The 25763-nt window shown below is 40.6% G+C and carries 18 protein-coding genes, 3 rRNA genes and 3 riboswitches; all 21 genes read left to right on the top strand.

Features of this window, described 5'->3' with window-relative positions:
- The 21 genes from nadE to purN all read left to right on the top strand — a co-directional run bounded on the left by nadE (position 1) and on the right by purN (position 25754).
- Positions 1 to 828, top strand: coding sequence for an ammonia-dependent NAD(+) synthetase (gene nadE / locus ACEPXD_RS16210; protein WP_391117584.1), 828 nt, complete (start codon positions 1 to 3; stop codon positions 826 to 828).
- 295 nt (positions 829 to 1123) lie between these two features.
- Positions 1124 to 2074 carry an AAA family ATPase gene (locus ACEPXD_RS16205; protein ID WP_391117582.1) on the top strand — a complete coding sequence of 317 codons (951 nt, stop codon included), beginning with the start codon at positions 1124 to 1126 and terminating at the stop codon, positions 2072 to 2074.
- Complete coding sequence (locus tag ACEPXD_RS16200) at positions 2071 to 3264, top strand: DUF58 domain-containing protein (RefSeq protein ID WP_391117580.1); 1194 nt, start codon at positions 2071 to 2073, stop codon at positions 3262 to 3264. The genes ACEPXD_RS16205 and ACEPXD_RS16200 overlap by 4 nt, the downstream gene beginning before the upstream one ends.
- A complete protein-coding gene (locus ACEPXD_RS16195) occupies positions 3261 to 5453 on the top strand; it encodes a DUF3488 and DUF4129 domain-containing transglutaminase family protein (protein ID WP_391117578.1) in 2193 nt (730 codons plus the stop codon). Before ACEPXD_RS16200 ends, ACEPXD_RS16195 begins: the two co-directional genes overlap by 4 nt.
- A 33-nt stretch (positions 5454 to 5486) precedes the next feature.
- Positions 5487 to 5588: riboswitch (purine riboswitch) on the top strand.
- Between the two features lie 143 nt (positions 5589 to 5731).
- Positions 5732 to 7285: a glutamine-hydrolyzing GMP synthase gene (guaA, locus tag ACEPXD_RS16190; protein WP_391117576.1), complete on the top strand. Its 1554-nt coding sequence runs from the start codon at positions 5732 to 5734 to the stop codon at positions 7283 to 7285.
- 82 nt (positions 7286 to 7367) lie between these two features.
- Positions 7368 to 7469, top strand: a riboswitch (purine riboswitch).
- 89 nt (positions 7470 to 7558) lie between these two features.
- Entirely contained in the window at positions 7559 to 8890 is a 1332-nt protein-coding gene (locus ACEPXD_RS16185) for an NCS2 family permease (RefSeq protein ID WP_391117574.1), read from the top strand.
- A gap of 438 nt (positions 8891 to 9328) precedes the next feature.
- Positions 9329 to 10882, top strand: a 16S ribosomal RNA gene (locus ACEPXD_RS16180).
- Between the two features lie 231 nt (positions 10883 to 11113).
- Positions 11114 to 14041, top strand: a 23S ribosomal RNA gene (locus ACEPXD_RS16175).
- 59 nt (positions 14042 to 14100) lie between these two features.
- Positions 14101 to 14216: ribosomal RNA gene (gene rrf / locus ACEPXD_RS16170) — 5S ribosomal RNA — on the top strand.
- Together the 16S, 23S and 5S rRNA genes form the textbook arrangement of a ribosomal RNA operon.
- 540 nt (positions 14217 to 14756) lie before the next feature.
- A complete protein-coding gene (locus ACEPXD_RS16165) occupies positions 14757 to 15278 on the top strand; it encodes a DUF2179 domain-containing protein (protein ID WP_391123309.1) in 522 nt (173 codons plus the stop codon).
- Positions 15275 to 15463 (top strand): NETI motif-containing protein, encoded by a 189-nt coding sequence (locus ACEPXD_RS16160; RefSeq protein ID WP_391117572.1) that lies wholly within the window; start codon positions 15275 to 15277, stop codon positions 15461 to 15463. The genes ACEPXD_RS16165 and ACEPXD_RS16160 overlap by 4 nt, the downstream gene beginning before the upstream one ends.
- Before the next feature lie 98 nt (positions 15464 to 15561).
- Positions 15562 to 15662: riboswitch (purine riboswitch) on the top strand.
- 179 nt (positions 15663 to 15841) lie between these two features.
- Positions 15842 to 16330, top strand: coding sequence for a 5-(carboxyamino)imidazole ribonucleotide mutase (gene purE, locus ACEPXD_RS16155; RefSeq protein WP_391117570.1), 489 nt, complete (start codon positions 15842 to 15844; stop codon positions 16328 to 16330).
- A complete protein-coding gene (gene purK, locus ACEPXD_RS16150) occupies positions 16327 to 17448 on the top strand; it encodes a 5-(carboxyamino)imidazole ribonucleotide synthase (RefSeq protein ID WP_391117568.1) in 1122 nt (373 codons plus the stop codon). The genes purE and purK overlap by 4 nt, the downstream gene beginning before the upstream one ends.
- Positions 17449 to 17463: 15 nt before the next feature.
- Positions 17464 to 18759, top strand: coding sequence for an adenylosuccinate lyase (gene purB / locus ACEPXD_RS16145; RefSeq protein WP_391117566.1), 1296 nt, complete (start codon positions 17464 to 17466; stop codon positions 18757 to 18759).
- Positions 18760 to 18852: 93 nt separating this feature from the next.
- Positions 18853 to 19569, top strand: a complete 717-nt coding sequence (gene purC / locus ACEPXD_RS16140; RefSeq protein WP_391117564.1) for a phosphoribosylaminoimidazolesuccinocarboxamide synthase — start codon at positions 18853 to 18855, stop codon at positions 19567 to 19569.
- Complete coding sequence (purS, locus tag ACEPXD_RS16135; RefSeq protein WP_391117562.1) at positions 19566 to 19820, top strand: phosphoribosylformylglycinamidine synthase subunit PurS; 255 nt, start codon at positions 19566 to 19568, stop codon at positions 19818 to 19820. Before purC ends, purS begins: the two co-directional genes overlap by 4 nt.
- On the top strand, positions 19817 to 20503 hold the full coding sequence (gene purQ, locus ACEPXD_RS16130) for a phosphoribosylformylglycinamidine synthase subunit PurQ (RefSeq protein ID WP_391117560.1): 687 nt from the start codon (positions 19817 to 19819) through the stop codon (positions 20501 to 20503). The genes purS and purQ overlap by 4 nt, the downstream gene beginning before the upstream one ends.
- Complete coding sequence (gene purL / locus ACEPXD_RS16125) at positions 20487 to 22718, top strand: phosphoribosylformylglycinamidine synthase subunit PurL (RefSeq protein WP_391117558.1); 2232 nt, start codon at positions 20487 to 20489, stop codon at positions 22716 to 22718. Before purQ ends, purL begins: the two co-directional genes overlap by 17 nt.
- A complete protein-coding gene (gene purF, locus ACEPXD_RS16120; RefSeq protein ID WP_391117556.1) occupies positions 22694 to 24115 on the top strand; it encodes an amidophosphoribosyltransferase in 1422 nt (473 codons plus the stop codon). The genes purL and purF overlap by 25 nt, the downstream gene beginning before the upstream one ends.
- Positions 24116 to 24126: 11 nt before the next feature.
- Positions 24127 to 25182 carry a phosphoribosylformylglycinamidine cyclo-ligase gene (purM, locus tag ACEPXD_RS16115; RefSeq protein ID WP_391117554.1) on the top strand — a complete coding sequence of 352 codons (1056 nt, stop codon included), beginning with the start codon at positions 24127 to 24129 and terminating at the stop codon, positions 25180 to 25182.
- A complete protein-coding gene (gene purN, locus ACEPXD_RS16110; protein ID WP_391117552.1) occupies positions 25182 to 25754 on the top strand; it encodes a phosphoribosylglycinamide formyltransferase in 573 nt (190 codons plus the stop codon). The genes purM and purN overlap by 1 nt, the downstream gene beginning before the upstream one ends.
- Positions 25755 to 25763 lie beyond the last annotated feature (9 nt).

The raw sequence follows: 25763 nt of genomic DNA, 5'->3' as shown, positions 1-25763 counted from the left end.
ATGACTACAATGCAACAAGAAATCATAGAGGCACTTAAAGCAATGCCAACCATTAATGTAGAAGAAGAAATACGTAAAAGCATCGACTTTATGAAGGCATATTTCAAAAAGAATTCGTTTTTAAAAAGCATGGTATTAGGCATTTCAGGTGGACAAGACTCTACCCTGGTTGGGAAACTTGCTCAACTTGCGGTCGATGAATTAAACGAAGAAGCAGGAGCAGATAAGTATGACTTTATCGCAGTGAGCTTACCATATGGAGTGCAATTTGATGAGGGGGAGCGTCAAGATGCTCTAGACTTTATGCAACCATCCAAAAGAGTTACGATTAATATCAAAGAGGCAGTTGATGCAAGTGCACGAGCACTTCTAGATGCGGGAATTACACTAACAGATTTTTCTAAAGGAAATGAAAAAGCAAGAGAACGTATGAAAGCGCAGTATTCGATTGCAGCAATGTTCAATGGCGTTGTGTTAGGAACGGATCATGCAGCGGAAGCAGTTACTGGATTTTATACAAAATTCGGAGATGGTGGCGCAGATTTAATGCCGATCTTCCGTTTGAATAAAAGACAAGGAAAGCAATTACTTCAACATCTAGGCTGCCCAGAACACTTATATTTGAAGGTGCCAACTGCAGATTTAGAAGAAAATAAACCCGCACTTCCTGACGAAGTCGCTCTAGGCGTTACGTATGAGGAAATTGATGATTATTTGGAAGGCAAAGACGTTTCCGAAGAAGCCCAAGAGAAAATAGAAAGCTATTATAATCGCTCCATGCACAAGCGACATATGCCAATCACTGTTTTCGATAACTTTTGGAAATAATATAATCAAGTCGAGTTGTCTCTCAGGAGATGGCTCGACTTTTTTTTATAAGATACGGTATAGTGTCGACTTAAGGTACGGTGTAGATGCTTATAGAATGACGTAAGGTGCTAATAGCCATACTTTAGATGCTTATAGAGTCGACTTAGGTGCGGATAGCGTTAGTGGGTGCTTATGAACTTAACCACACCCGGCACATTTCTATTTGTATTATATTGTAACTTTCGGTATGCTAATTATGTATTGTATTAATTTTCAAACTAATCTATCAATAGTAGATGTTGGGGGAAATGAAATGACTGAACAATTACAAATTCAATCCATTATTTCTAATATAGAAAAAGTGATGATTGGGAAGAAAAATATTGCAGAGCTTGCGATAGTCGCTTTGCTAGCAGATGGGCATGTACTATTAGAGGATGTACCAGGAGTAGGAAAAACAATGATGGTTCGTGCGCTTGCCAAGTCGATAGGAGCTAATTTCAAACGAATTCAATTTACTCCAGATTTATTGCCATCTGATGTGGTGGGAGTCTCTATTTATAACCCAAAAGAAATGGAATTTGAGTTTAGACCAGGTCCTATTTTAGGAAATATTGTGCTTGCAGATGAGATAAATCGTACTTCACCGAAAACACAATCTGCATTATTAGAAGGAATGGAAGAAGCGTCTGTTACGATTGACGGGATTACAATGCCGATTCCTAAACCATTTTTCGTAATGGCCACGCAAAATCCAATTGAGCATGAAGGTACATATCCACTTCCTGAAGCACAATTGGACCGTTTTTTAATGAAGTTAAAAATGGGTTATCCCCATCCAAGTGAAGAAATAGAAATACTAAATAGTTTAGAAAAAAGAATGCCAATCGATGAGTTAGAAGCAGTTGTTTCATTAGAAGAGCTAATTGGTCTTCAGAAAAAAGTAAAAGATGTCAAGGTGGATTACACGATGAAAGGGTATATTGTAGATCTTGCCAGTCGAACGAGAGAGGATACATATATTTATCTAGGGGTAAGTCCCCGCGGATCTATTGCGTTAATGAGAGCTTCTCAAGCCTTTGCTATGCTTCGCGGTAGAGATTATGTGACTCCTGATGATATTCAATATTTGGTACCCTTTGTATTTTGTCATCGCATTATATTAAGACCTGAAGCCCGATATGATGGCATTTCTACGGAAGAAGTCCTTTCTCGAATTGTCAAAAGAACCCCTGTACCGATAAAGAGGAAAGTAAATCAATGATGAAAGGTTTAAAGCATCTAAAAGGCGTTCTTGGTGTAATACTCCTTCTAGTTTCTGCTTTTATCTACGCAATGTTTCAAGGAGGATTTGTTAGCTGGTTTCTTTTTTACTTACTTATTCCTCTGTCTGCTTATTCGTTCCTATTGTTTTTTTATTCTATATCGAAGCTAGAAGTGGAGAGAACGATTGAAACACGCCAAGTATTTAGTGGCGGTATGTTTTCCGCGACTATTCATGTGAAGAGAAACAATCGCTTTCCACTTATGTATACTTCATTTGAAGAAAAGGTCAGTAAAAATTTACTACGAACAACGTCGAAGCAAATAACATTTTGGGGATGGAAAAAAGAATTTAAATGGACTTATGAAATTGAACATATTCCTCGCGGTGAGCATGAACTGGAAGGGGTCATTATGCGCGTGAGTGATTTGTTCGGTTGGGTATGGAAAGAAGCGTTTATTCCGAATAAGAAAACAATTTTAGTGTTTCCTAATTTGACTGAAATGGTTTATATACCAATAGAAACTAGGTATGACCAAGGGGCTACTGCGTCAAGAATTCAAACGATGAAAGATACCTCTATGGCAACAGGGGTACGGGCTTATCAACCTGGGGACCGTGTTTCTTGGATTCATTGGAAATCATTTGCGCGAACACAAACATTAAAGACGAAAGAATTTGAAGATCGACAATCGCAGGATTTGTTTATATTAATGGATCGTAGTCCTTCTCCATTGTTTGAGGACATTGTGGACTTGACAGCATCGATTATGCAAGCAATTGTGCGAAATCATTCGCTCAGTGCATTCCTTTCGATTGGCGAAACAAGGTTATATATCCCAACGGTACAAAATGAGGAACAACTTCATCGTGTGTTGTACCATTTAACTAAGGTACAAGCAGATTTGAAGCAACCAATAGAGCAAGTATTAGTAAATGATTCATCCCTTGCGCAAACAACCTCACTATTATATATAACTAGTAATCTTTCATATGAATGGATAGAAAGTATTCAAAAAACGGCAAATAATTTGCGTGTATGTACTTGTTTTCTTGTAAAACAGAAGGATCTGAAGTTAACTCGAGATGAAATTGCGTTCCATCAATATGCCGCAAGTAGGAGAATTAATATCCAAATTATTACGAAAGAACGGTTTGCCCGAGCATTTTTGGAGGTGAATCGCTCATGATAAAAGAAACACCAAAATCATTTTTAACTTTCATCATTTACTTTTTTGTTTATATCTTAATGGTAGAATGGCTCAAGCCAGTCATTGAGTTAACGGACACAGATTATTTGAAAATATTTTGTTGGTTTTTAGTAATTTCCTTTCTATTTTATTTTATGAAGGTCAGTTGGAGAATTGGCATTCCTATAAAAGTCGTATTTATTAGTTCGGTACTTATTTATCTCTATACTGACTTATCTTTTTTCTCCAGTGATCCTATTTTTTATTTATTGAATATGTTATGGGAAAATTTAAACGCGTTAATATCCCAAGATTGGCTTGCGGTGACCGATGCATTTCGTACCTTATTGTTTTTTATATTATTGTGGATGACTACTTATTTATTGAACTACTGGATACGTGTAAGAAAAAATGTCATGCTGTTCTTTTTATTAACAGTTTTATTTATTACTATTTTAGATACTTTTAGTCCTTACAATGGGGAGAAAAGTATCGTTATTGTATTAGTGGCTGGATTTATGCTCAGTGGCTTGTTATTTGCACAAAGAGTTATTAGTGAAAACAAAGTACAAATAAATGGGAGATTTTTACTAGGTATGGTTGCCAGCCTTTTTGGTTTAATTGCCGTAAGTGGAGTTATCGCATATGCCTTGCCTAAAGCAGGTCCTAGTTGGCCAGATCCAGTTCCGTTTCTTACTTCTACTAGCCCTTCGGCAACGGGAGGTAAAGAAGGTGGCGCAAATTTTATTAGTAAAGTTGGTTATGGAGAGAACGATGAAAAATTAGGTGGAGCTTTTCTCAGTGATGACACTCCAGTATTTTATGCGACCGTTCCAAGAAAGCAATATTGGAAAATTGAAACGAAAGATACGTACACTTCCAAAGGGTGGATCCAATCAGCAATCGATCCCCAAATTACTAGTTATGAAGTAGGAGAACCTATCACTTCGGATATAATACCTGGTAATGAGGACAAGGAAGCTGTTGCCAATATTACAATGGCGAAAGAATTTGATTTTATTATGCAACCTTACGGAATAAAATCTGTGTATTCCGAACCGGTGGTGCTTTCTTTGAATAAAACAAATCAAAAAATCTCCACTTTTTTTGGAGGAATTTCGAGACCACTTGATTATTATGAACCTTCATACAGTGAGCCTATTTATAGTTTAAAGGCACTTCGGGGGACTACAATTGAAAGTCTGGATGGACTAACCAGTGAGTTTGACCGATACTTACAGTTACCGGAAACACTTCCTACAAGAGTAAGTGAGTTAGCGATTTCTATTACAGAAAACAAAGATAGCCTATATGAAAAAGCGAAATCGATTGAACGATATTTTAGCAGAAATGGGTATCGTTATGATCAAATGTTAGCAGCAGTTCCAAAAGGAAATACGGATTATGTGGATCAGTTTTTATTTGAAACGAAAATAGGGTATTGTGATAACTTCTCGACTTCTATGGTTGTCATGCTCAGAACCCTTGGCATACCTTCACGGTGGGTAAAAGGTTTTGCTTCTGGAGAAATTGTTCAAAAAGAGGATAATATTCCTGTTTATAAAGTGACAAATAATGACGCACACGCATGGGTGGAAGCGTATTTTCCAGAAGTAGGTTGGATGTATTTTGAACCTACGATTGGTTTTTCCAACAGTGCAAACTTAGAATATGACTTAAATACGGGAGCATCCGATACTGATACTCCAGCTCCACCAGTGCAAAAGCAACCTCTAAAGGAACAACCTAAGACAGAAAGAACTGAAGTTTCTAAAGGATTTACAAAAGTGCTAAGTGATGGAGCGAAATGGGTGTCCGACCGAAAAGTAGGGATTATTTGGACGCTCGTAGGTGTGTTCATTTTTAGTTTAATAGCGTATCAATATAGAAGAAAGTGGATTTCTAAAGTGTTAATCCCTGTTTATCGTATGCGAAAAGATGATTGGGAGACGTTTGAGAAAATGTATCATCAGTTATTGAAGCAGCTTAAATTATATGGGCTTGGAAAAGAACAAGGACAAACTCTATCCGCTTATGCGAAAAAGATTGATATTGATTTTGGTGGTAACCATATGAGAAAGCTAACAAATGTTTATGAAAAAGGAATCTACGGAGGCAATCGAGAGGCTATAGACTATCAACAAATGAGGGAAAGTTGGGAAAATTTAATCAATCAGCTCAGCGGTTGATTTTGGGCTCGATAACCTGTAAACTAAAGTCAAATTAAATTGACCAAATTGCCTCGTATATGTCCGATAATATGGTTCGGATGTCTCTACCAAGTTACCGATAATAACTTGACTATGAAGGTGAATGCAGTCATGTCTTTTTTTGACATTTGCATTCACCTTTTTATATAGAGAACATTAACGCGTTAAGAGAGGATTAGCTTTCTGACGCGTTTTTTTTCATCTTATCTAGTATAGAGATGCAAATTTGGATTACTTAAAAGAAGAGGTGTATGCTAATGTCTTTAACTCCATTGTTGAAAGAACAAGAAAAAATTGTCGTTCTAGATTTCGGAAGCCAATATAACCAATTGATCACGCGTCGTATACGTGAATTTGGAGTATACAGCGAACTACACCCTCATACAGTGAGTGCAGAAGATTTAAAGAAAATGAATGCTACTGGAATTATTTTCTCTGGTGGTCCCAATTCTGTATATGATGAAAATGCTTTTCATATTGACCCAGCAATTTATGAAATGGGTGTACCTATTTTAGGGATATGTTATGGAATGCAGTTAATGTCTCAACATTTCGGTGGGAAAGTGGAAAAAGCTGCACATAGAGAATACGGAAAAGCGGAAATTAATATAAAAAATGCTACTGCTTTATTTGGACAACTTCCAACGGATCAAGTTGTTTGGATGAGTCATGGAGACCATGTAACAGTTGCACCAGAAGGCTTTGAAGTTATTGCAACTAGTCCTTCATGTGAAGTAGCTGCAATGGCAAATGAAGCGAAGAAATTCTACGCAGTTCAATTCCACCCAGAAGTAAGACACTCTGTTTACGGAATCGAGTTACTACGTCAATTCGTATTTGACGTTTGTCATGCAACGGGTGATTGGACAATGGAGAGCTTCATCGAAATGGAAATTCAAAAAATTCGCGAACAAGTTGGCGACAAAAAAGTACTATGTGCACTTAGTGGCGGAGTAGACTCTTCTGTAGTTGCTGTTCTCATTCACAAAGCTATTGGCGACCAATTGACTTGTATGTTTGTTGATCATAACTTAAACCGAAAAGGCGAAGTTGCACAAGTTATGAAGACCTTCACAGAAGGGTTTAACATGAAAGTTATTAAAATTGATGCACGTGAGCGCTTTATGAATAAATTAGCTGGAGTTTCTGATCCAGAACAGAAACGTAAAATTATCGGTAATGAATTCATTTACGTGTTTGATGAAGAGGCGTCTAAGCTAGACGGGATGGATTTCTTAGCTCAAGGTACTCTTTACACAGATATTATTGAGTCCGGTACTGCTACTGCTCAAACGATTAAATCCCACCATAATGTAGGTGGACTACCGGAAGACATGCAGTTCAAGCTAATCGAACCTTTAAAAACATTATTTAAAGACGAAGTGCGTGCACTCGGTTTAGAACTTGGTATGGATGAAGCGATTGTTTGGCGTCAACCTTTCCCAGGACCTGGTTTAGGTATTCGTGTACTTGGTGAAGTTACAGAAGAAAAACTAGAAATCGTTCGTGAATCAGACGCAATTCTCCGTGAAGAAATCGCGAAAGCTGGTTTAGATCGTGATATTTGGCAATACTTCACTGTGCTTCCTGATATCCGTAGCGTCGGTGTAATGGGTGACACTCGCACATATGATTACGCAATTGGCATCCGCGCTGTTACTTCTATTGATGGTATGACTTCCGACTGGGCACGTATCCCATGGGATGTACTAGAAAAAGTAAGTATCCGCCTTGTAAACGAAGTACCTCATATCAACCGCGTACTGTATGATATTACGAGTAAACCACCAGCAACGATTGAGTGGGAATAGAAAAAAGCGAACTATTTCATCGTTTAACTAAAAAATGTTCGGAAATAGTATTGATTTTCAAAAAAAACAGTGTTATATTACTTACATAATTTAATTATGTCGTCGTATAACGTTGGGAATAAGGCCCAAAAGTCTCTACCGAATCACCGTAAATGATTCGACTACGATGAGTGAAAAGTATTTTTTTATCACTTATTGGAGATATTTAAGCATACGACCGTTTTACTGGTCGTATGCTTTTCTTTCGTTATAGGGACAAAAATGGAGGATAACATGAAAAAGTATTTTCAATTTGAAGAACTAGGTACGAACTACCGTAGCGAAATTATCGGTGGTTTCACTACTTTCCTAGCGATGGCGTACATCCTAGTAGTAAACCCAATGACATTATCTTTAGAGAGTGTTCCGGGTTTACCTGATTTTATGTATATGGATAAAGGCTCTGTATTTACAGCAACCGCAATTGCAGCAGCTATTGGTTCTATTTTGATGGGCGTGTTAGCGAAATATCCGATCGCATTAGCGCCGGGTATGGGACTTAATGCATTCTTTGCTTATACGGTTGTATTGAAATTCGGTATTCCTTGGCAAGTAGCTTTAACTGGTGTTTTTGTTGCAGGTGTTATCTTCATACTTCTTTCATTATCCGGTATTCGTGAAACAATCATTAATGCCATTCCAACCGAATTAAAATATGCTGTTGGAGCAGGTATTGGTTTATTCATAACTTTCGTTGGTCTACAAAATGCAAAGATTATAGTTAAAAATGATAATGTATTAGTTGGTTTAGGTGATTTAACAGACCCTAATATCTTATTAACGATTTTTGGACTTTTAATAACTTTAATAATGATGGTAAAAGGCATTAAAGGCGGTATTTTCTACGGTATGTTAATTACTTCTATAGTTGGGATGATATTTAGTTTAGTACCTATTCCACATGGAGTTGTAGGGAAAATCCCAAGCATGGCACCAACTTTTGGAGCAGCGCTTGACCCAATTATTAATAATCCTTCTGCATTACTAACATCGCAATTTTTAATCGTCGTGCTTACTTTCTTATTCGTTAACTTCTTTGATACAGCAGGTACATTAATTTCTGTAGCAAACCAAGCAGGTTTAATGAAAGATGGCAAACTACCACGTGCAGGAAAAGCGCTTTTAGCGGATGCAATCGCTACAACAGCAGGTGCGGTAGCTGGTACTTCCACTACTACTTCATATGTTGAATCTACTGCTGGAGTTGCAGCAGGTGCACGTTCAGGTTTTGCAGCAGTAGTGACAGGGGTACTATTACTGTTATCATTATTCTTTTATCCAGTGTTAAGTGTAATTACTTCCTATGTTACGGCACCGGCATTAATTGTTGTTGGGGTGTTGATGGTATCTTCTTTAGGAAATATTCAATGGACTAAGTTTGAAACTGCAGTACCAGCATTCTTCGTAATTATCGCCATGCCACTAACTTACTCGATTGCAACTGGTATCGCAATTGGATTTTTATTCTATCCTATTACAATGATCGTTGCAGGACGAATGAAAGAAGTTCATCCTATTATGTACGGTTTATGGGTAGTATTCCTTTGTTACTTTATATTTTTATAAATAAATTAAAGATTATAATAGAAGAAAGAGGCCTGAGAGGGTCTCTTTTTTGTATTCTATTAAAATAAGGGTATTTAATTAAAGAAAAGAAAGAGTTATATAATGAATTTCTAATGCCATAAAACCAATAACGACGGCAATTAGATAGCGTATATCATTAATCTTAGTGAAGAGTTGAACTTGTCTGAATAAAATGTTATTATTTATTTAGACCTTTTTATTAATTTAGGTGTTGACGATGTCTAGAAAAGGGTGTTAAGATACAGAAGTCGCAAAAACAAAACGACAACATACACAACATGAACATTGAAAACTGAACATGCAAAACGTTAAGAAATACAGCTTGAAAGACTAACTTCGGTTAGTTCGATAGCAAAACAATTTGGACATCATTTAATGATGATGCCAGCAAAACAAAATGAGCTTTTTAAGTTCTCTATTATGGAGAGTTTGATCCTGGCTCAGGACGAACGCTGGCGGCATGCCTAATACATGCAAGTCGAGCGAATGATGAAGAAGCTTGCTTCTTCTGATTTAGCGGCGGACGGGTGAGTAACACGTGGGCAACCTGCCCTGTAGATTGGGATAACTCCGGGAAACCGGGGCTAATACCGAATAATCCATTTCCTCACATGGGGAAATGTTAAAAGACGGTTTCGGCTGTCACTACAGGATGGGCCCGCGGCGCATTAGCTAGTTGGTGAGGTAACGGCTCACCAAGGCGACGATGCGTAGCCGACCTGAGAGGGTGATCGGCCACACTGGGACTGAGACACGGCCCAGACTCCTACGGGAGGCAGCAGTAGGGAATCTTCCACAATGGACGAAAGTCTGATGGAGCAATGCCGCGTGAGTGAAGAAGGTTTTCGGATCGTAAAACTCTGTTGTGAGGGAAGAACAAGTACGAGAGTAACTGCTCGTACCTTGACGGTACCTCATTAGAAAGCCACGGCTAACTACGTGCCAGCAGCCGCGGTAATACGTAGGTGGCAAGCGTTGTCCGGAATTATTGGGCGTAAAGCGCGCGCAGGCGGTCCTTTAAGTCTGATGTGAAATCCCACGGCTCAACCGTGGAAGGTCATTGGAAACTGGGGGACTTGAGTACAGAAGAGGAAAGCGGAATTCCAAGTGTAGCGGTGAAATGCGTAGAGATTTGGAGGAACACCAGTGGCGAAGGCGGCTTTCTGGTCTGTAACTGACGCTGAGGCGCGAAAGCGTGGGGAGCAAACAGGATTAGATACCCTGGTAGTCCACGCCGTAAACGATGAGTGCTAAGTGTTAGGGGGTTTCCGCCCCTTAGTGCTGCAGCTAACGCATTAAGCACTCCGCCTGGGGAGTACGGTCGCAAGACTGAAACTCAAAGGAATTGACGGGGGCCCGCACAAGCGGTGGAGCATGTGGTTTAATTCGAAGCAACGCGAAGAACCTTACCAGGTCTTGACATCCCGCTGACCGTTCTAGAGATAGATCTTTCCCTTCGGGGACAGCGGTGACAGGTGGTGCATGGTTGTCGTCAGCTCGTGTCGTGAGATGTTGGGTTAAGTCCCGCAACGAGCGCAACCCTTGATCTTAGTTGCCAGCATTTAGTTGGGCACTCTAAGGTGACTGCCGGTGATAAACCGGAGGAAGGTGGGGATGACGTCAAATCATCATGCCCCTTATGACCTGGGCTACACACGTGCTACAATGGACGGTACAGAGGGTCGCAACCCCGCGAGGGTGAGCTAATCCCATAAAACCGTTCTCAGTTCGGATTGTAGGCTGCAACTCGCCTACATGAAGCCGGAATCGCTAGTAATCGTGGATCAGCATGCCACGGTGAATACGTTCCCGGGCCTTGTACACACCGCCCGTCACACCACGAGAGTTTGTAACACCCGAAGTCGGTGGGGTAACCCTTACGGGAGCCAGCCGCCGAAGGTGGGACAGATGATTGGGGTGAAGTCGTAACAAGGTAGCCGTATCGGAAGGTGCGGCTGGATCACCTCCTTTCTAAGGATAATATCGGAATACAGATTTTTATCTGTATCTTAACGTTTTGCAGTTCAGTTTTGAATGTTCATTTTTATGAGCATTTGAAAACTTGTTCTTTGAAAACTGGATAAAAAGACATTGAAAGAAACAAATTCAAGAAATTCAATTTGTAATCACTTTTGTGATTATATTTTGCGTAGTATTTTTAACTACTATAGGAAGTCCGTGTTTTCACGGAGGACCAAATTAGGTTAAGTTAATAAGGGCGCGCGGTGAATGCCTTGGCACTAGGAGCCGAAGAAGGACGGCACTAACACCGATATGCTTCGGGGAGCTGTAAGTGAGCTTTGATCCGGAGATTTCCGAATGGGGAAACCCACTGTTCGTAATGGAGCAGTACATTTACGTGAATACATAGCGTATCTGTGGCACACCCAGGGAACTGAAACATCTAAGTACCTGGAGGAAGAGAAAGAAAAATCGATTCCCTGAGTAGCGGCGAGCGAAACGGGAATAGCCCAAACCAAGAGGCTTGCCTCTTGGGGTTGTAGGACACTCTACATAGAGTTACAAAGGAATGAGCTAGACGAAGCGATCTGGAAAGGTCCGCAGGATAGGGTAAAAGCCCCGTAGTCAAAAGTTCATTCTCTCTTGAGTGTATCCTGAGTACGGCGGAACACGTGAAATTCCGTCGGAATCTGGGAGGACCATCTCCCAAGGCTAAATACTACCTAGTGACCGATAGTGAACCAGTACCGTGAGGGAAAGGTGAAAAGCACCCCGGAAGGGGAGTGAAATAGATCCTGAAACCGCGTGCCTACAAGTAGTCAGAGCCCGTTAATGGGTGATGGCGTGCCTTTTGTAGAATGAACCGGCGAGTTACGATTACATGCAAGGTTAAGTTGAGAAGACGGAGCCGCAGCGAAAGCGAGTCTGAATAGGGCGAATGAGTATGTGGTCGTAGACCCGAAACCAGGTGATCTACCCATGTCCAGGATGAAGGTAAGGTAACACTTACTGGAGGTCCGAACCCACGCACGTTGAAAAGTGCGGGGATGAGGTGTGGGTAGCGGAGAAATTCCAATCGAACCTGGAGATAGCTGGTTCTCTCCGAAATAGCTTTAGGGCTAGCCTCAAACGTTAGAATCTTGGAGGTAGAGCACTGTTTGGACTAGGGGCCCATCCCGGGTTACCGAATTCAGACAAACTCCGAATGCCAATGATTTATGTTTGGGAGTCAGACTGCGAGTGATAAGATCCGTAGTCAAGAGGGAAACAGCCCAGACCACCAGCTAAGGTCCCAAAGTATTTGTTAAGTGGAAAAGGATGTGGCGTTGCTTAGACAACCAGGATGTTGGCTTAGAAGCAGCCATCATTTAAAGAGTGCGTAATAGCTCACTGGTCGAGTGACGCTGCGCCGAAAATGTATCGGGGCTAAACAAATCACCGAAGCTGTGGATTGATACCTATGGTATCAGTGGTAGGAGAGCGTTCTAAGGGCGTTGAAGTCAGACCGGAAGGACTGGTGGAGCGCTTAGAAGTGAGAATGCCGGTATGAGTAGCGAAAGATGGGTGAGAATCCCATCCACCGTATGACTAAGGTTTCCTGAGGAAGGCTCGTCCGCTCAGGGTTAGTCGGGACCTAAGTCGAGGCCGATAGGCGTAGACGATGGACAACAGGTTGATATTCCTGTACCACCAAACCACCGTTTGAGCAATGGGGGGACGCAGAAGGATAGGGTAAGCATGCTGTTGGTTATGCATGTCCAAGCAGTGAGGTGTGAGTGTAGGCAAATCCGCACTCTGTAACATTGAGCTGTGATGGCGAGGACTTAGTCCGAAGTTCCTGATTTCACACTGCCAAGAAAAGCCTCTAGCGAGGTGATAGGTGCCCGTACCGCAAACCGACACAGGTAGTCGAGGAGAGAATCCTAAGGTGAGCGAGAGAACTCTCGTTAAGGAACTCGGCAAAATGACCCCGTAACTTCGGGAGAAGGGGTGCTCTTTTGGGTGTATAGCCTAGAAGAGCCGCAGTGAATAGGCCCAGGCGACTGTTTAGCAAAAACACAGGTCTCTGCAAAACCGTAAGGTGAAGTATAGGGGCTGACGCCTGCCCGGTGCTGGAAGGTTAAGAGGAGTGCTTAGCGCAAGCGAAGGTGCGAATTGAAGCCCCAGTAAACGGCGGCCGTAACTATAACGGTCCTAAGGTAGCGAAATTCCTTGTCGGGTAAGTTCCGACCCGCACGAAAGGCGTAACGATCTGGGCACTGTCTCAACGAGAGACTCGGTGAAATTATAGTACCTGTGAAGATGCAGGTTACCCGCGACAGGACGGAAAGACCCCGTGGAGCTTTACTATAGCTTGATATTGAATTTTGGTGCAACTTGTACAGGATAGGCAGGAGCCTTAGAGCCCGGAGCGCCAGCTTCGGAGGAGGCGTCGGTGGGATACTGCCCTGGTTGTATTGAAATTCTAACCCATACCCGTAACCCGGGTAGGAGACAGTGTCAGGCGGGTAGTTTGACTGGGGCGGTCGCCTCCTAAAGTGTAACGGAGGCGCCCAAAGGTTCCCTCAGAATGGTTGGAAATCATTCGAAGAGTGTAAAGGCAGAAGGGAGCTTGACTGCGAGACCTACAAGTCGAGCAGGGTCGAAAGACGGGCTTAGTGATCCGGTGGTTCCGCATGGAAGGGCCATCGCTCAACGGATAAAAGCTACCCCGGGGATAACAGGCTTATCTCCCCCAAGAGTCCACATCGACGGGGAGGTTTGGCACCTCGATGTCGGCTCATCGCATCCTGGGGCTGTAGTCGGTCCCAAGGGTTGGGCTGTTCGCCCATTAAAGCGGTACGCGAGCTGGGTTCAGAACGTCGTGAGACAGTTCGGTCCCTATCCGTCGTGGGCGTAGGAAATTTGAGAGGAGCTGTCCTTAGTACGAGAGGACCGGGATGGACACACCGCTGGTGTACCAGTTGTTCTGCCAAGAGCATCGCTGGGTAGCTATGTGTGGACGGGATAAGTGCTGAAAGCATCTAAGCACGAAGCCCCCCTCAAGATGAGATTTCCCATTACGCAAGTAAGTAAGATCCCTCAAAGACGATGAGGTAGATAGGTTCGGGGTGGAAGCGTGGCGACATGTGCAGCTGACGAATACTAATCGATCGAGGACTTAACCAAATATGAATTTGAATATTTCAATGTCTTTTATTCAGTTTTGAGTGAACAAGCACTCATTGTCTAGTGATGATGGCGAAGAGGTCACACCCGTTCCCATACCGAACACGGAAGTTAAGCTCTTCAGCGCCGATGGTAGTTGGGGGTTTCCCCCTGCAAGAGTAGGACGTCGCTGGGCACTATAAAAAGTCGTTACCGAGTAATCGGTAACGACTTTTTTTGTTGTGTAAAATTAATGACCTATCTCATAAAGAGATAACTCTTAATTGTGAGATTTGGTCTCGGGTATATATGAATTGGTCTTGTCCGCAAGGGAACTGGTCTCGAGTTGGGGCGGAATAGTCTCGGGTAGAGCACAATTAGTCTCAAAGTGCCATATTCTAACTTACTATGGATAACAATTCAAGAGACCATTATCTGCCTCTGAATTGCTTTAATCCTATATTGAGTAGTGGTTGCTTAAGCATAATAATTAGTAACTCTTATGCTAAAAATGCTTGCTTTTATGAACAAACTAATAGCTCTCTTAGCAAAACTAGTCACCCTCTCCCGTACTTTTCCAATAAATCGAACGATACTGAATCTGCAATAATCCCAATCACTTAAAAAATTATCCTCGATCGTCTTCAAATAGTTGAAAATATTTCCGAGTGTGCGATAATAAGTGACAAACGCATGGCAAAAAGGGGTGTATTTAGTGGATTCTTCAGCAATCTTGATGGTTTTAATCATATTTTCGATTAATATTGTGTACGTTACTTTCTTTACATTACGTATGATCCTTACATTAAAGGGATTTCGTTATATTGCTGCCATGATAAGTGCAGTGGAGGTCATTATTTACATAGTGGGTCTTGGGCTTGTTTTGGACAACTTAAATGAGATTCAAAATCTAATTGCATATGCGCTTGGTTATGGAACTGGAGTAATAATAGGAATGAAAATAGAAGAGAAAATGGCACTAGGTTATATTATGGTCAATGTTATAACAACCAATGTCGATACGGATCTGCCAACAGTATTAAGAAATGAAGGATATGGTGTGACGGATTGGATAGCCCACGGGCTAGATGGTAATAGAGTTGCGCTCCAAATACTAACACCACGAAAATATGAATTGAAATTATATGCAAAGTTAAAGGAAATTGACCCAAAAGTGTTTATCATTGCATACGAGCCGAAGTCAATTCATGGTGGCTTTTGGGTGAAGAGTGTTAGGAAAGGAAAGTTATTTTCATGAAAAAAGAAACAGTTTGGTTTGAAGTAGAAGAAAATGAAACAATCACAGATTGTATGGAAAGAATGAGCAAACAAGGTTTTCAAGTTGCAGGTAGAAGAGAAGAACCTCTTTTTGCAGAAGTGGATGGACAACCTGTGCCAATTAGACAAATAATCCTGTTAAAAGGAATTAAAGAAGTAAATTAATAAAAATATATATGAAAACCGAACGTTGTACCTATTTTAAAACAAAATGTTCGTTTTTAAATATTGACGTGACTCATAAGAATTGTTAAAATATAAATAGAAATGAACGGAAATATCCCCATATATGCTAAAGAATTGGCTTTAGCGTCTCTACCATGTCACCGTAAATGACAGGACTATGCGGGAAAGCAACTTTTGGACTCTGCTAAGAGAATGTGATTATGTATGTTAGTAGTCACACCAATTTGGCAATTTTGTTCCTTGAGTAGACTGCTTTTCTTGCGAAGAGAGTAGTTTATTTAAGGAATTTTTTTATGCCTAACTATTAATAAGCTTCGCCGAATACGCCAAGGTAAGATTGATGGGAGGACGAGAATAATGAATGTTAAAATTGGTGTAATTATGGGCAGTGCCAGTGATTGGGAAACGATGAAACACAGTTGTGAAATTCTTGAAGAACTACAAATCCCGTATGAAAAGCAGGTAGTTTCCGCACATCGTACGCCTGATTTAATGTTTGAATATGCAGAACAAGCGAGAATACGTGGGATTCAAGTAATCATTGCTGGAGCCGGTGGTGCTGCTCATTTACCAGGGATGGTTGCAGCTAAGACAACACTTCCAGTTATCGGTGTTCCTGTTCAATCAAAGGCACTTAATGGACTGGACTCCTTATTGTCGATCGTACAAATGCCAGGCGGAGTACCAGTTGCGACTGTAGCAATCGGGAAAGCTGGAGCAACGAATGCAGGTTTACTGGCTGCACAAATTCTTTCTATTACAGATAGAGATGTTGAAAAACGTCTTGAAAATAGAAGAGAAGCTTCGAAAAATAGCGTTTTAGAAAGTAATGGTGAGTTACAATGACAAAAGTAATTTATCCGGGGCAAACAATCGGTATTATCGGTGGTGGACAACTTGGACGAATGATGGCTTTAGCTGCAAAAGAAGCCGGGTTCAAAATAGCGGTACTAGAGCCTACGATGGATTCTCCTTGTGGACAGGTCGCGGATATCCGCATTGTTGCACCATATAATGATGAAGCAGCATTAGAAGAGCTTGCAGAAGTAAGTGACGTAATTACATATGAATTTGAGAATATAGATTATGCAGGATTGAATAGACTAACGGAAATTGCTTATGTCCCTCAAGGTGCGGAATTAGTTAAAATTACGCAAGATCGAATAAATGAAAAAAAAGAAATTCAGGCTTCTGGTGTGCCAATTGCAAAATTTGTCGAAGCTAGTACTTTTGAGGAACTAGAACAACGTATAGAAGAAATTGGATTTCCTTGTGTTGTAAAGACTGCAAGAGGTGGATATGACGGTAAAGGGCAACTGAATGTGCATTCAAAGGATGACTTAAACAATGCAAAAGTTCTTTTTGAACATTCCGCTTGTATTGGAGAAGCATTTGTTTCATTCGAAAAGGAAATCTCTGTTATTGTCCAAAGAAATGGAGCTGGGCAAACATATTGCCTGCCAATTGGCGAGAATATTCACGTGAACCATATTTTGCACGAAACGATTGTTCCAGCAAGAATTGAAGCAACACTTGGTACAAAAGCAATAATAGCTGCAGAAACGATTGCAAACCACTTAAATTTAGTGGGTACACTAGCTGTAGAAATGTTCGTCCTAGAGAATAGTGACATTGTAATAAACGAATTGGCTCCTAGACCACATAATTCTGGACATTATTCAATAGAGGGTTGTAATGTTTCACAGTTTGAACAGCATATTAGAGCAATTTGTGGATGGCCGCTTCGTGAACCGAAGTTATGGACTGAAACAATAATGGTTAACATACTAGGACAACATGTAATTCCTCTAACTAACTCTATTAGTAAATATCCAAATTGGTCTATCCACTTGTATGGTAAAAGTGAAGCAAAGACTAATCGTAAAATGGGGCATGTGACAATACTTTCTACTAATATAGAAGAGACGTTACAGGAAATCGAACAATCTAAAATTTGGTTATAAAAAGGAGCAATTTAAATGATAGAACGTTATACACGCCCCGAGATGGGAGCAATTTGGACGGAAGAGAACAAATACAATGCATGGTTAGAAGTAGAAATATTAGCTTGCGAAGCATGGGCTGAAATTGGCGATATTCCTAAAGAGGACGTTGTAACAATTCGTAAAAACGCCTCGTTCAATGTGGACCGTATTTTAGAAATTGAACAAGAAACAAGACATGATGTAGTAGCATTCACTCGCGCGGTTTCTGAAACACTTGGAGAAGAGCGTAAATGGGTACATTATGGTCTAACTTCAACAGATGTTGTAGATACAGCTCTTTCGTATTTAATAAAACAAGCGAACGTTATTTTACGTAAAGATATTAAAAACTTTATCGAAATTCTTGAAAATAAAGCAAAAGAACATAAATATACAGTAATGATGGGACGTACGCATGGAGTGCATGCAGAGCCAACTACTTTTGGACTTAAACTTGCGCTTTGGACAGAAGAGATGAGACGTAATTTAGAACGTTTTGAAGCGGCTGCTAAAACGATTGAAACAGGAAAGATGTCAGGCGCTGTAGGAACATATGCGAATATCGACCCATTCGTAGAACAATATGTTTGTGAAAAATTAGGATTAGTGGCATCCCCAATCTCCACTCAAACATTGCAACGTGACCGTCACGCACAATACATGAGTACACTTGCATTGATCGCAACTTCTATTGAAAAGTTTGCAACTGAAGTACGTGGGTTACAAAAATCGGAAACTCGTGAAGTAGAAGAGTTTTTCTCGAAAGGGCAAAAAGGATCTTCTGCAATGCCACATAAAAGAAATCCAATTGGCTCAGAAAATATGGTAGGACTTTCAAGATTGATTCGAGGATACATGATGACTGCATATGAAAATGTAGCGTTATGGCATGAAAGAGATATCTCTCATTCATCAGCAGAACGTGTTATTTTACCAGACGCAACCATTGCACTTAACTATATGTTAAATCGTTTCAGCAATATTGTGAAAAACTTAACTGTGTTCCCTGAAAATATGAAGCGAAATATGGATTCTACCTTAGGATTAATATACTCTCAACGCGTGCTTCTTGCACTTATTGACAAAGGTCTAGCTCGTGAAACAGCCTATGACACGGTACAACCACTAGCGATGCAAGCATGGGAATCTCAAACTGCTTTCCGTACATTTGTGGATGCCGATGAAAAAATCACTTCTTTATTAACAAAAGAAAATTTAGATGATTGCTTTGACTACAATTATCACATTCAGCATGTAGATATGATTTTTGAACGTTTAGGGCTAAATTAATCGCACATTAGCGGATTCGGGAAATTCATTCAGCTAGCAATCAGTTGGGAAATACTCAACTGATTGAAGCTTCACTTTATGGAGGGGTTACCAGTGGAAAAAGGTCGTCTATTATACGAAGGTAAGGCAAAACAATTATTCGCAACAGAAGATGAAAATATCCTTTTTGTTTCATATAAGGACAGTGCTACAGCTTTTAACGGAGAGAAAAAAGAAGAAATAGATGGAAAAGGCAATTTAAATAATAAAATTACAACGATTCTATTTCAACAATTGAGAAAAAACGGAATTGAATCTCACTTTGTAAAGCAAATTTCAGAGAATGAACAACTTGTACGAAAAGTAGAAATTATCCCTCTAGAAGTGGTTGTTCGAAATGTAGCAGCAGGAAGTCTTACAAAAAGATTAGGAATGGACGAAGGAATACTTCTAAAACATCCAATCGTTGAGTTTTATTACAAAGATGATGCACTTGGAGATCCATTACTGACAGATGCACATATTGAATTACTTGAACTTGCGACACCTGAAGAAATAGAGACACTTAATAGAAAAGCACTGGATATCAACAAAGTGTTACAGCCAATATTCAAAGAAATTGGTGTAACTCTAGTAGACTTCAAACTAGAATTTGGGAAAACTGCAAACGGTGAAATTTTGCTTGCGGATGAAATTTCCCCAGATACTTGCAGACTATGGGATGACGAAACAAATAACAAACTGGATAAAGATGTATTCAGACGTAATTTAGGAAGTTTAACAGAAGTTTATGAAATAATACTTTTCCGCCTAGGAGGATTATCAAAATGAAAAAAGTTAAAGTATATGTGACGTTACGTGAAAGTGTTTTAGATCCACAAGGTTCTGCAGTTATGGGGGCTCTTCATTCCATGAATTACAACGAAGTGAAAGATGTACGGATCGGTAAATATCTAGAGCTTCAAATCGAAGAAAGCGATCGGGATTTGGACGTAATCGTAAAAGAAATGTGTGAAAAGCTACTTACAAATACAGTGATCGAAGACTATCGTTACGATGTTGAGGAGGCTGTAAGCAAATGAAGTTCGCAGTAATCGTTTTTCCAGGATCGAACTGTGATTTAGATATGTACCATGCGATTAAAGATGAGCTTGGGGAAGAAGTGGACTATGTTTGGCATGATCAAACCGATTTAAGTGGATACGACGGAATATTATTGCCAGGGGGCTTTGCTTACGGAGACTACTTACGTTGTGGTGCAATCTCTCGTTTCTCAAATGTTATGTCTGAGGTTATTAAAGCAGCAGAAGCAGGTAAGCCAATTTTAGGCGTTTGCAATGGATTCCAAGTATTAACAGAAGCAGGTCTTCTACCAGGAGCACTTCTACGAAACAAAAACCTTAAATTCATGTGTCGTACTGTAGATTTGAAAGTTGTTAACAATGAAACACTATTTACTTCTGAATACGTAAAAGACGAAGTGATTCAAATTCCAATCGCACATGGTGAAGGAAACTATTATTGTGACGAAGAAACGCTTGCTAGTTTAAAAGAAAATAACCAAATCGTTTTCACATATGCTTCTGAAAATCCGAATGGAAGTATGGAAGATATTGCAGGTATTATCAATGAAAAAGGAAATGTCCTTGGTATGATGCCTCACCCAGAACGTGCTGCAAATGACATTATGGGCGGATCAGATGGAATAGCGCTATTCAAATCAATCGTGAAACAGTGGAGGGAATCACATGTCAGTCATGCTTGAACCAAATCCAACGCAAATTAAAGAACAAAAAATATATGCTCAAATGGGGATGTCAGACGAAGAATTTGACATGGTAGAAAAGATTTTAGGTCGTCTACCAAACTATACAGAGACTGGATTATTCTCAGTTATGTGGTCGGAGCATTGCTCGTATAAAAACTCTAAACCAGTATTACGCAAGTTCCCTACGAAAGGTCCGCAAGTACTACAAGGACCAGGAGAAGGTGCTGGGATTGTTGATATTGGCGATGGTCAAGCGGTTGTGTTCAAAATGGAATCACATAATCACCCATCTGCAATCGAACCATACCAAGGTGCTGCAACTGGTGTTGGTGGAATTATTCGTGACGTGTTCTCCATGGGAGCCCGTCCAATAGCACTGCTAAACTCGCTTCGTTTCGGCGAATTAAAAACACCTCGTGTGAAGTACTTATTTGAAGAAGTAGTAGCAGGGATTGCAGGATATGGGAATTGTATCGGTATTCCGACAGTTGGTGGAGAAATTCAATTTGATGACTGCTATGAAGGGAACCCGCTTGTAAATGCTATGTGTGTTGGTTTGATCAAACATGAAGATATTCAAAAAGGTATTGCAGCTGGTGAAGGAAATACAGTAATGTATGCCGGGGCAAAAACAGGCCGTGACGGTATACATGGTGCGACATTCGCATCAGAAGAATTAACAGAAGCTTCAGAAGAAAAGCGTCCAGCCGTTCAAGTTGGAGATCCATTTATGGAGAAGCTATTATTAGAAGCTTGTTTAGAAGTGATTAAATCGGATGCAATTATCGGTATTCAAGATATGGGTGCTGCAGGTTTAACTTCCTCATCTGCTGAAATGGCTTCAAAAGCTGGTTACGGCGTAGAAATGAACTTAGATTTTGTACCCCAACGTGAAACTGGCATGACTGCATATGAAATGATGCTTTCGGAATCACAAGAACGTATGTTAATCGTTGTGAAAAAAGGTCGCGAAGATGAAATCGTCCAGATTTTCGATAAATATGGATTGGATTGTGTAGCCGTCGGTAAAGTGACGAACGATAAAATGCTTCGTTTGCTTCATAATGGTGAAGTAGTGGCAGAAGTCCCTGCGGATGCACTTGCAGAAGAAGCACCTGTGTATCACAAGCCTTCATCTGTCCCTGCTTATTATACTGAATTCCAAGCCATGGAAAATGTAGAGCCAGCAGTTTCGGATTATAAAGAAACTTTATTAAACCTATTGCAACAACCAACGATTGCTTCAAAGGAATGGGTTTATGATCAATATGACTATCAAGTTCGTACTAGCACAGTAGTTACACCTGGTTCAGATGCTGCGGTAGTTCGTGTACGTGGTACAAATAAAGGCTTAGCGATGACAACAGATTGTAACTCAAGATATATCTACTTAGATCCAGTTGTAGGCGGAAAAATTGCAGTGGCAGAAGCAGCACGTAATGTAGTATGCTCTGGTGCAAAACCACTTGCGATAACTGACTGCTTGAACTTCGGAAATCCAGAGAATCCTGAAATCTTCTGGCAATTGGAGAAATCAGCAGATGGTATTTCCGAAGCATGTATCGCACTAGAGTCACCTGTTATTGGTGGGAATGTTTCATTGTACAACGAACGCAGTGGAACAGCAGTTTATCCAACGCCAACAATCGGTCTTGTTGGACTAGTAGAGGATTTGGCGCATGTAACGACTCAATTTGTTAAACAAGCAGGAGATATTGTTTACGTAATTGGTGAGACAAAAACGGAATTTGGTGGATCTGAACTTCAGAAATTAGTAGAAAAGCGTATTTTCGGTCAAGCACCATCTATTGACCTTCAAGTAGAAGTAGCACGCCAAACAGCACTTCTTAATGCAATCAGAGCAGGGGTTGTACAATCTGCACATGATCTTGCGGAAGGCGGACTTGCGGTAGCGTTAGCGGAAAAAGTATTTGGTGCTAAAGGTCTTGGAGTAGAAGTCACACTTACAGGATCTCCAACAACGGCATTATTTAGTGAATCTCAATCACGTTTCTTAGTAACGGTTAAACCTGAACATGTAGAGAAGTTTGAAGAAATCATGCAAGATGCAGTTCGCATTGGTGCAGTTACAGACGCGAATAAAGTTATTATTTCCGACGAAGATGGAACTGAATGGATTAACGGTTCTGTTGACGAATTCCGTTCTGCTTGGAAAGGAGCAATCCCATGCTTGCTGAACTCAGAGGCTTAAACGAAGAATGTGGCGTTTTTGGAATTTGGGGTCATCCAGATCCTGCACCAATTAGCTATTATGGCTTACATGCACTTCAACATAGAGGGCAAGAAGGTGCTGGAATTGTTGTAACAGACGGAGAATTTTTACGTGCTGTTAAAGGTGAAGGGCTAGTGAACGATGTTTTCAGTAATGGGAAACTTGAAAAGTTAGAAGGAAAGGCTGCCATTGCACATGTTCGTTATGCAACGGCAGGTGGATCTGGAATTGAAAATGTGCAACCATTACTTTTTAATTCGACTACTGGTAGTCTTGCCATTGCGCATAACGGTAATATTGTAAATGCCAATCGATTGAAGCGTAGTTTGGAGCAGCAAGGAAGTATTTTTCAGACAACTTCCGATACAGAAGTGTTAGCGCATTTATTGAAAAAGAGTCGTCATACTTCTTTAGAGGAACGTGCAAAACAAGCACTAAAACTATTAGACGGCGCATTTGCATTTATAATTCTTACTGAAGATGAAATGATGGTAGCGCAAGATCCTCACGGTATGCGACCGCTTTCTTTAGGGAAACTAGGAGATGCATGGGTTGTAGCATCCGAAACGAGTGCGTTCGATTTAATCGGAGCGGAAGTTATTCGTTCAGTAGAGCCAGGAGAGTTACTTATTATTAATGATCAGGGCTTGCGATCTGAGCGTTTCTCAGAACCAGCAGAACGTGCGATTTGCACGATGGAATATGTGTATTTCTCCCGTCCGGATTCTGATATTGACGGTATTAATATTCATAGCGCAAGAAAACGCCTTGGTATAGAGTTAGCAAAAGAAATTCAAGTGGAAGCTGATCTTGTTACAGGAGTACCGGATTCTAGTATTTCTGCAGCAATCGGATTTTCAGAAGCAACAGGTATTCCATATGAATTAGGTCTTATTAAGAATCGCTATGTTGGACGTACGTTTATCCAGCCTTCGCAAGATTTACGAGAACGTGGTGTGAAAATGAAACTATCGCCAGTTCGTCAAGTGGTAAATGGAAAACGAGTTGTAATGGTGGATGATTCAATTGTACGTGGAACAACTTCACGACGCATTGTGAAAATGCTAAAAGATGCTGGGGCGAAGGAAGTACATGTTGTTATTAGTTCACCTCCTCTAAAAAATCCATGTTTTTATGGAATTGATATAAGTACAGATGAGGAATTGATCGCATCTAACAATAGTGTGGAAGAGATGCGCGAGTTAATAGGCGCAGACTCGCTATCATTTTTATCTGTAGAAGGCATGGTATCAGCAATTGGCCGAACGGATGAAGGGAAAAATTGCGGACATTGTTTAGCTTGTTTTACAGGCGAATATCCCACGCCAATTTCTCCAAGTACGAAATTACCACATGAAAAAGAGCTTGTTCGATAGGAGGATCCTACATGTCAAAAGCATATGAAAAAGCGGGCGTAAATATTGAAGCTGGCTATGAAGCTGTTAAAAGAATGAAGTCTCATGTCGAACGGACAGCTAGAAAAGGAATCATGGGGACTTTCGGTGGTTTCGGCGGGATGTTTGATTTATCTTCATTGAATTATAAAGAACCTGTCCTTATTTCTGGGACAGACGGTGTTGGCACCAAGTTAAAACTAGCGTTTATGACGGATTCACACGATACAATCGGTGTGGATTGTGTGGCAATGTGTGTAAACGATATCGTGGCTCAAGGAGCTGAACCATTATTTTTCCTGGATTATGTAGCGGTAGGAAAAGCGGTTCCTGAACGTATTGAACAAATCGTAAAAGGTGTCGCTGATGGATGTGTTCAATCAGGAGCAGCTTTAATCGGTGGCGAAACAGCTGAAATGCCAGGTTTATATGAGGAAGACGAGTATGACTTAGCGGGATTCGCTGTTGGAGCTTGTGAAAAGTCTAAAATCGTAACTGGGGAGAAAATTGCTGATGGAGATGTGCTAGTTGGTATTGCTTCTAGTGGTGTTCATTCGAATGGATATTCTCTCGTGCGTAAAATTGTATTTGAAGATAAACGATACTCTACGGAAACGGTAGTGAAGGGTTATGAAGAGCTTGGAGCAATAGGAAAAGCACTTCTTACACCAACAAAAATTTATGCGAAGCCTGTAAGGGACATACATCATGAACTTGCGATTCACGGAATGGCTCATGTAACTGGTGGCGGTTTTTATGAAAATCTACCACGTATGATGCCTGAAGGTTTAGCTGTAGAAATCGATTTAGGTTCATGGGAAGTACTCCCTGTTTTCCATTTCTTGAAAGAAAAAGGCGAGCTTACTGATCGTGATTTATATAATGTTTTCAATATGGGTATTGGATTTGTAATAGCTTTATCTGCAGAAGAAGCGGAAAAAGCAATTGCAATTGCGGAATCTCATGGGGAAAAAGCTTATATAATTGGTCGAGTTGTGAAAGGTGAAGGTGTTTTATTCAACGGAACGCATGATGGGAGTTTAGTGTAATGGCTCGAAAACCAAAATTTGCAGTCTTTGCATCAGGAAGTGGAAGTAACTTTCAAGTTATTCACGATGCAGTAAGTGATGGTACTTTGGCTGGACAAGCAGTGTTAGTTATGACCGACAAACCTGGTGCCTATGTAGTAGAACGTGCTAGACTTGCAGAAATTGAAACTTTAGCAATTAAACCATCCGAATTTCCATCAAAGGAAGCATACGAACAAGTTATTTTACAAAAGCTTTCGGAGCTTGATGTCGAATGGATTGTTCTTGCTGGATATATGCGTTTAATTGGGAGTGTATTACTCGATGCATATCCAAATCGAATTATAAATATCCATCCATCCTTACTTCCTTCATTTCCAGGAAAAGATGCAATCGGACAAGCGATGACACAAGGAGTAAAGGTAACCGGGGTTACAGTTCACTACGTAGATGCTGGCATGGATACAGGTCCCATTTTAGCCCAGCAGGCAGTGGAAGTTGTGGCCGGAGATAGAGAAAAAACAGAAGAACGAATCCATGCAGTAGAACATGCGTTATATACGAAGACTTTACAAGACTTATGGAGCCGGTAATTATACCGG

The sequence above is a fragment of the Psychrobacillus sp. L3 genome (assembly GCF_042945595.1).
Lineage (GTDB): Bacteria > Bacillota > Bacilli > Bacillales_A > Planococcaceae > Psychrobacillus.
The sequence above is the reverse complement of the archived record's forward strand: the minus strand, read 5'-3'. Positions and strand labels throughout refer to the sequence as shown.

Coding starts and splice junctions, on each gene's coding strand:
- ACEPXD_RS16185 (WP_391117574.1), top strand. CDS start 7,559: ATGAAAAAGTATTTTCAATTTGAAGAACTAGGTACGAACTACCGTAGC.
- guaA (WP_391117576.1), top strand. CDS start 5,732: ATGTCTTTAACTCCATTGTTGAAAGAACAAGAAAAAATTGTCGTTCTA.
- ACEPXD_RS16205 (WP_391117582.1), top strand. CDS start 1,124: ATGACTGAACAATTACAAATTCAATCCATTATTTCTAATATAGAAAAA.
- purE (WP_391117570.1), top strand. CDS start 15,842: ATGAATGTTAAAATTGGTGTAATTATGGGCAGTGCCAGTGATTGGGAA.
- ACEPXD_RS16160 (WP_391117572.1), top strand. CDS start 15,275: ATGAAAAAAGAAACAGTTTGGTTTGAAGTAGAAGAAAATGAAACAATC.
- purM (WP_391117554.1), top strand. CDS start 24,127: ATGTCAAAAGCATATGAAAAAGCGGGCGTAAATATTGAAGCTGGCTAT.
- ACEPXD_RS16195 (WP_391117578.1), top strand. CDS start 3,261: ATGATAAAAGAAACACCAAAATCATTTTTAACTTTCATCATTTACTTT.
- ACEPXD_RS16200 (WP_391117580.1), top strand. CDS start 2,071: ATGATGAAAGGTTTAAAGCATCTAAAAGGCGTTCTTGGTGTAATACTC.
- purF (WP_391117556.1), top strand. CDS start 22,694: ATGCTTGCTGAACTCAGAGGCTTAAACGAAGAATGTGGCGTTTTTGGA.
- purL (WP_391117558.1), top strand. CDS start 20,487: ATGTCAGTCATGCTTGAACCAAATCCAACGCAAATTAAAGAACAAAAA.
- purS (WP_391117562.1), top strand. CDS start 19,566: ATGAAAAAAGTTAAAGTATATGTGACGTTACGTGAAAGTGTTTTAGAT.
- purK (WP_391117568.1), top strand. CDS start 16,327: ATGACAAAAGTAATTTATCCGGGGCAAACAATCGGTATTATCGGTGGT.
- nadE (WP_391117584.1), top strand. CDS start 1: ATGACTACAATGCAACAAGAAATCATAGAGGCACTTAAAGCAATGCCA.
- purN (WP_391117552.1), top strand. CDS start 25,182: ATGGCTCGAAAACCAAAATTTGCAGTCTTTGCATCAGGAAGTGGAAGT.
- purB (WP_391117566.1), top strand. CDS start 17,464: ATGATAGAACGTTATACACGCCCCGAGATGGGAGCAATTTGGACGGAA.
- purQ (WP_391117560.1), top strand. CDS start 19,817: ATGAAGTTCGCAGTAATCGTTTTTCCAGGATCGAACTGTGATTTAGAT.
- ACEPXD_RS16165 (WP_391123309.1), top strand. CDS start 14,757: ATGGTTTTAATCATATTTTCGATTAATATTGTGTACGTTACTTTCTTT.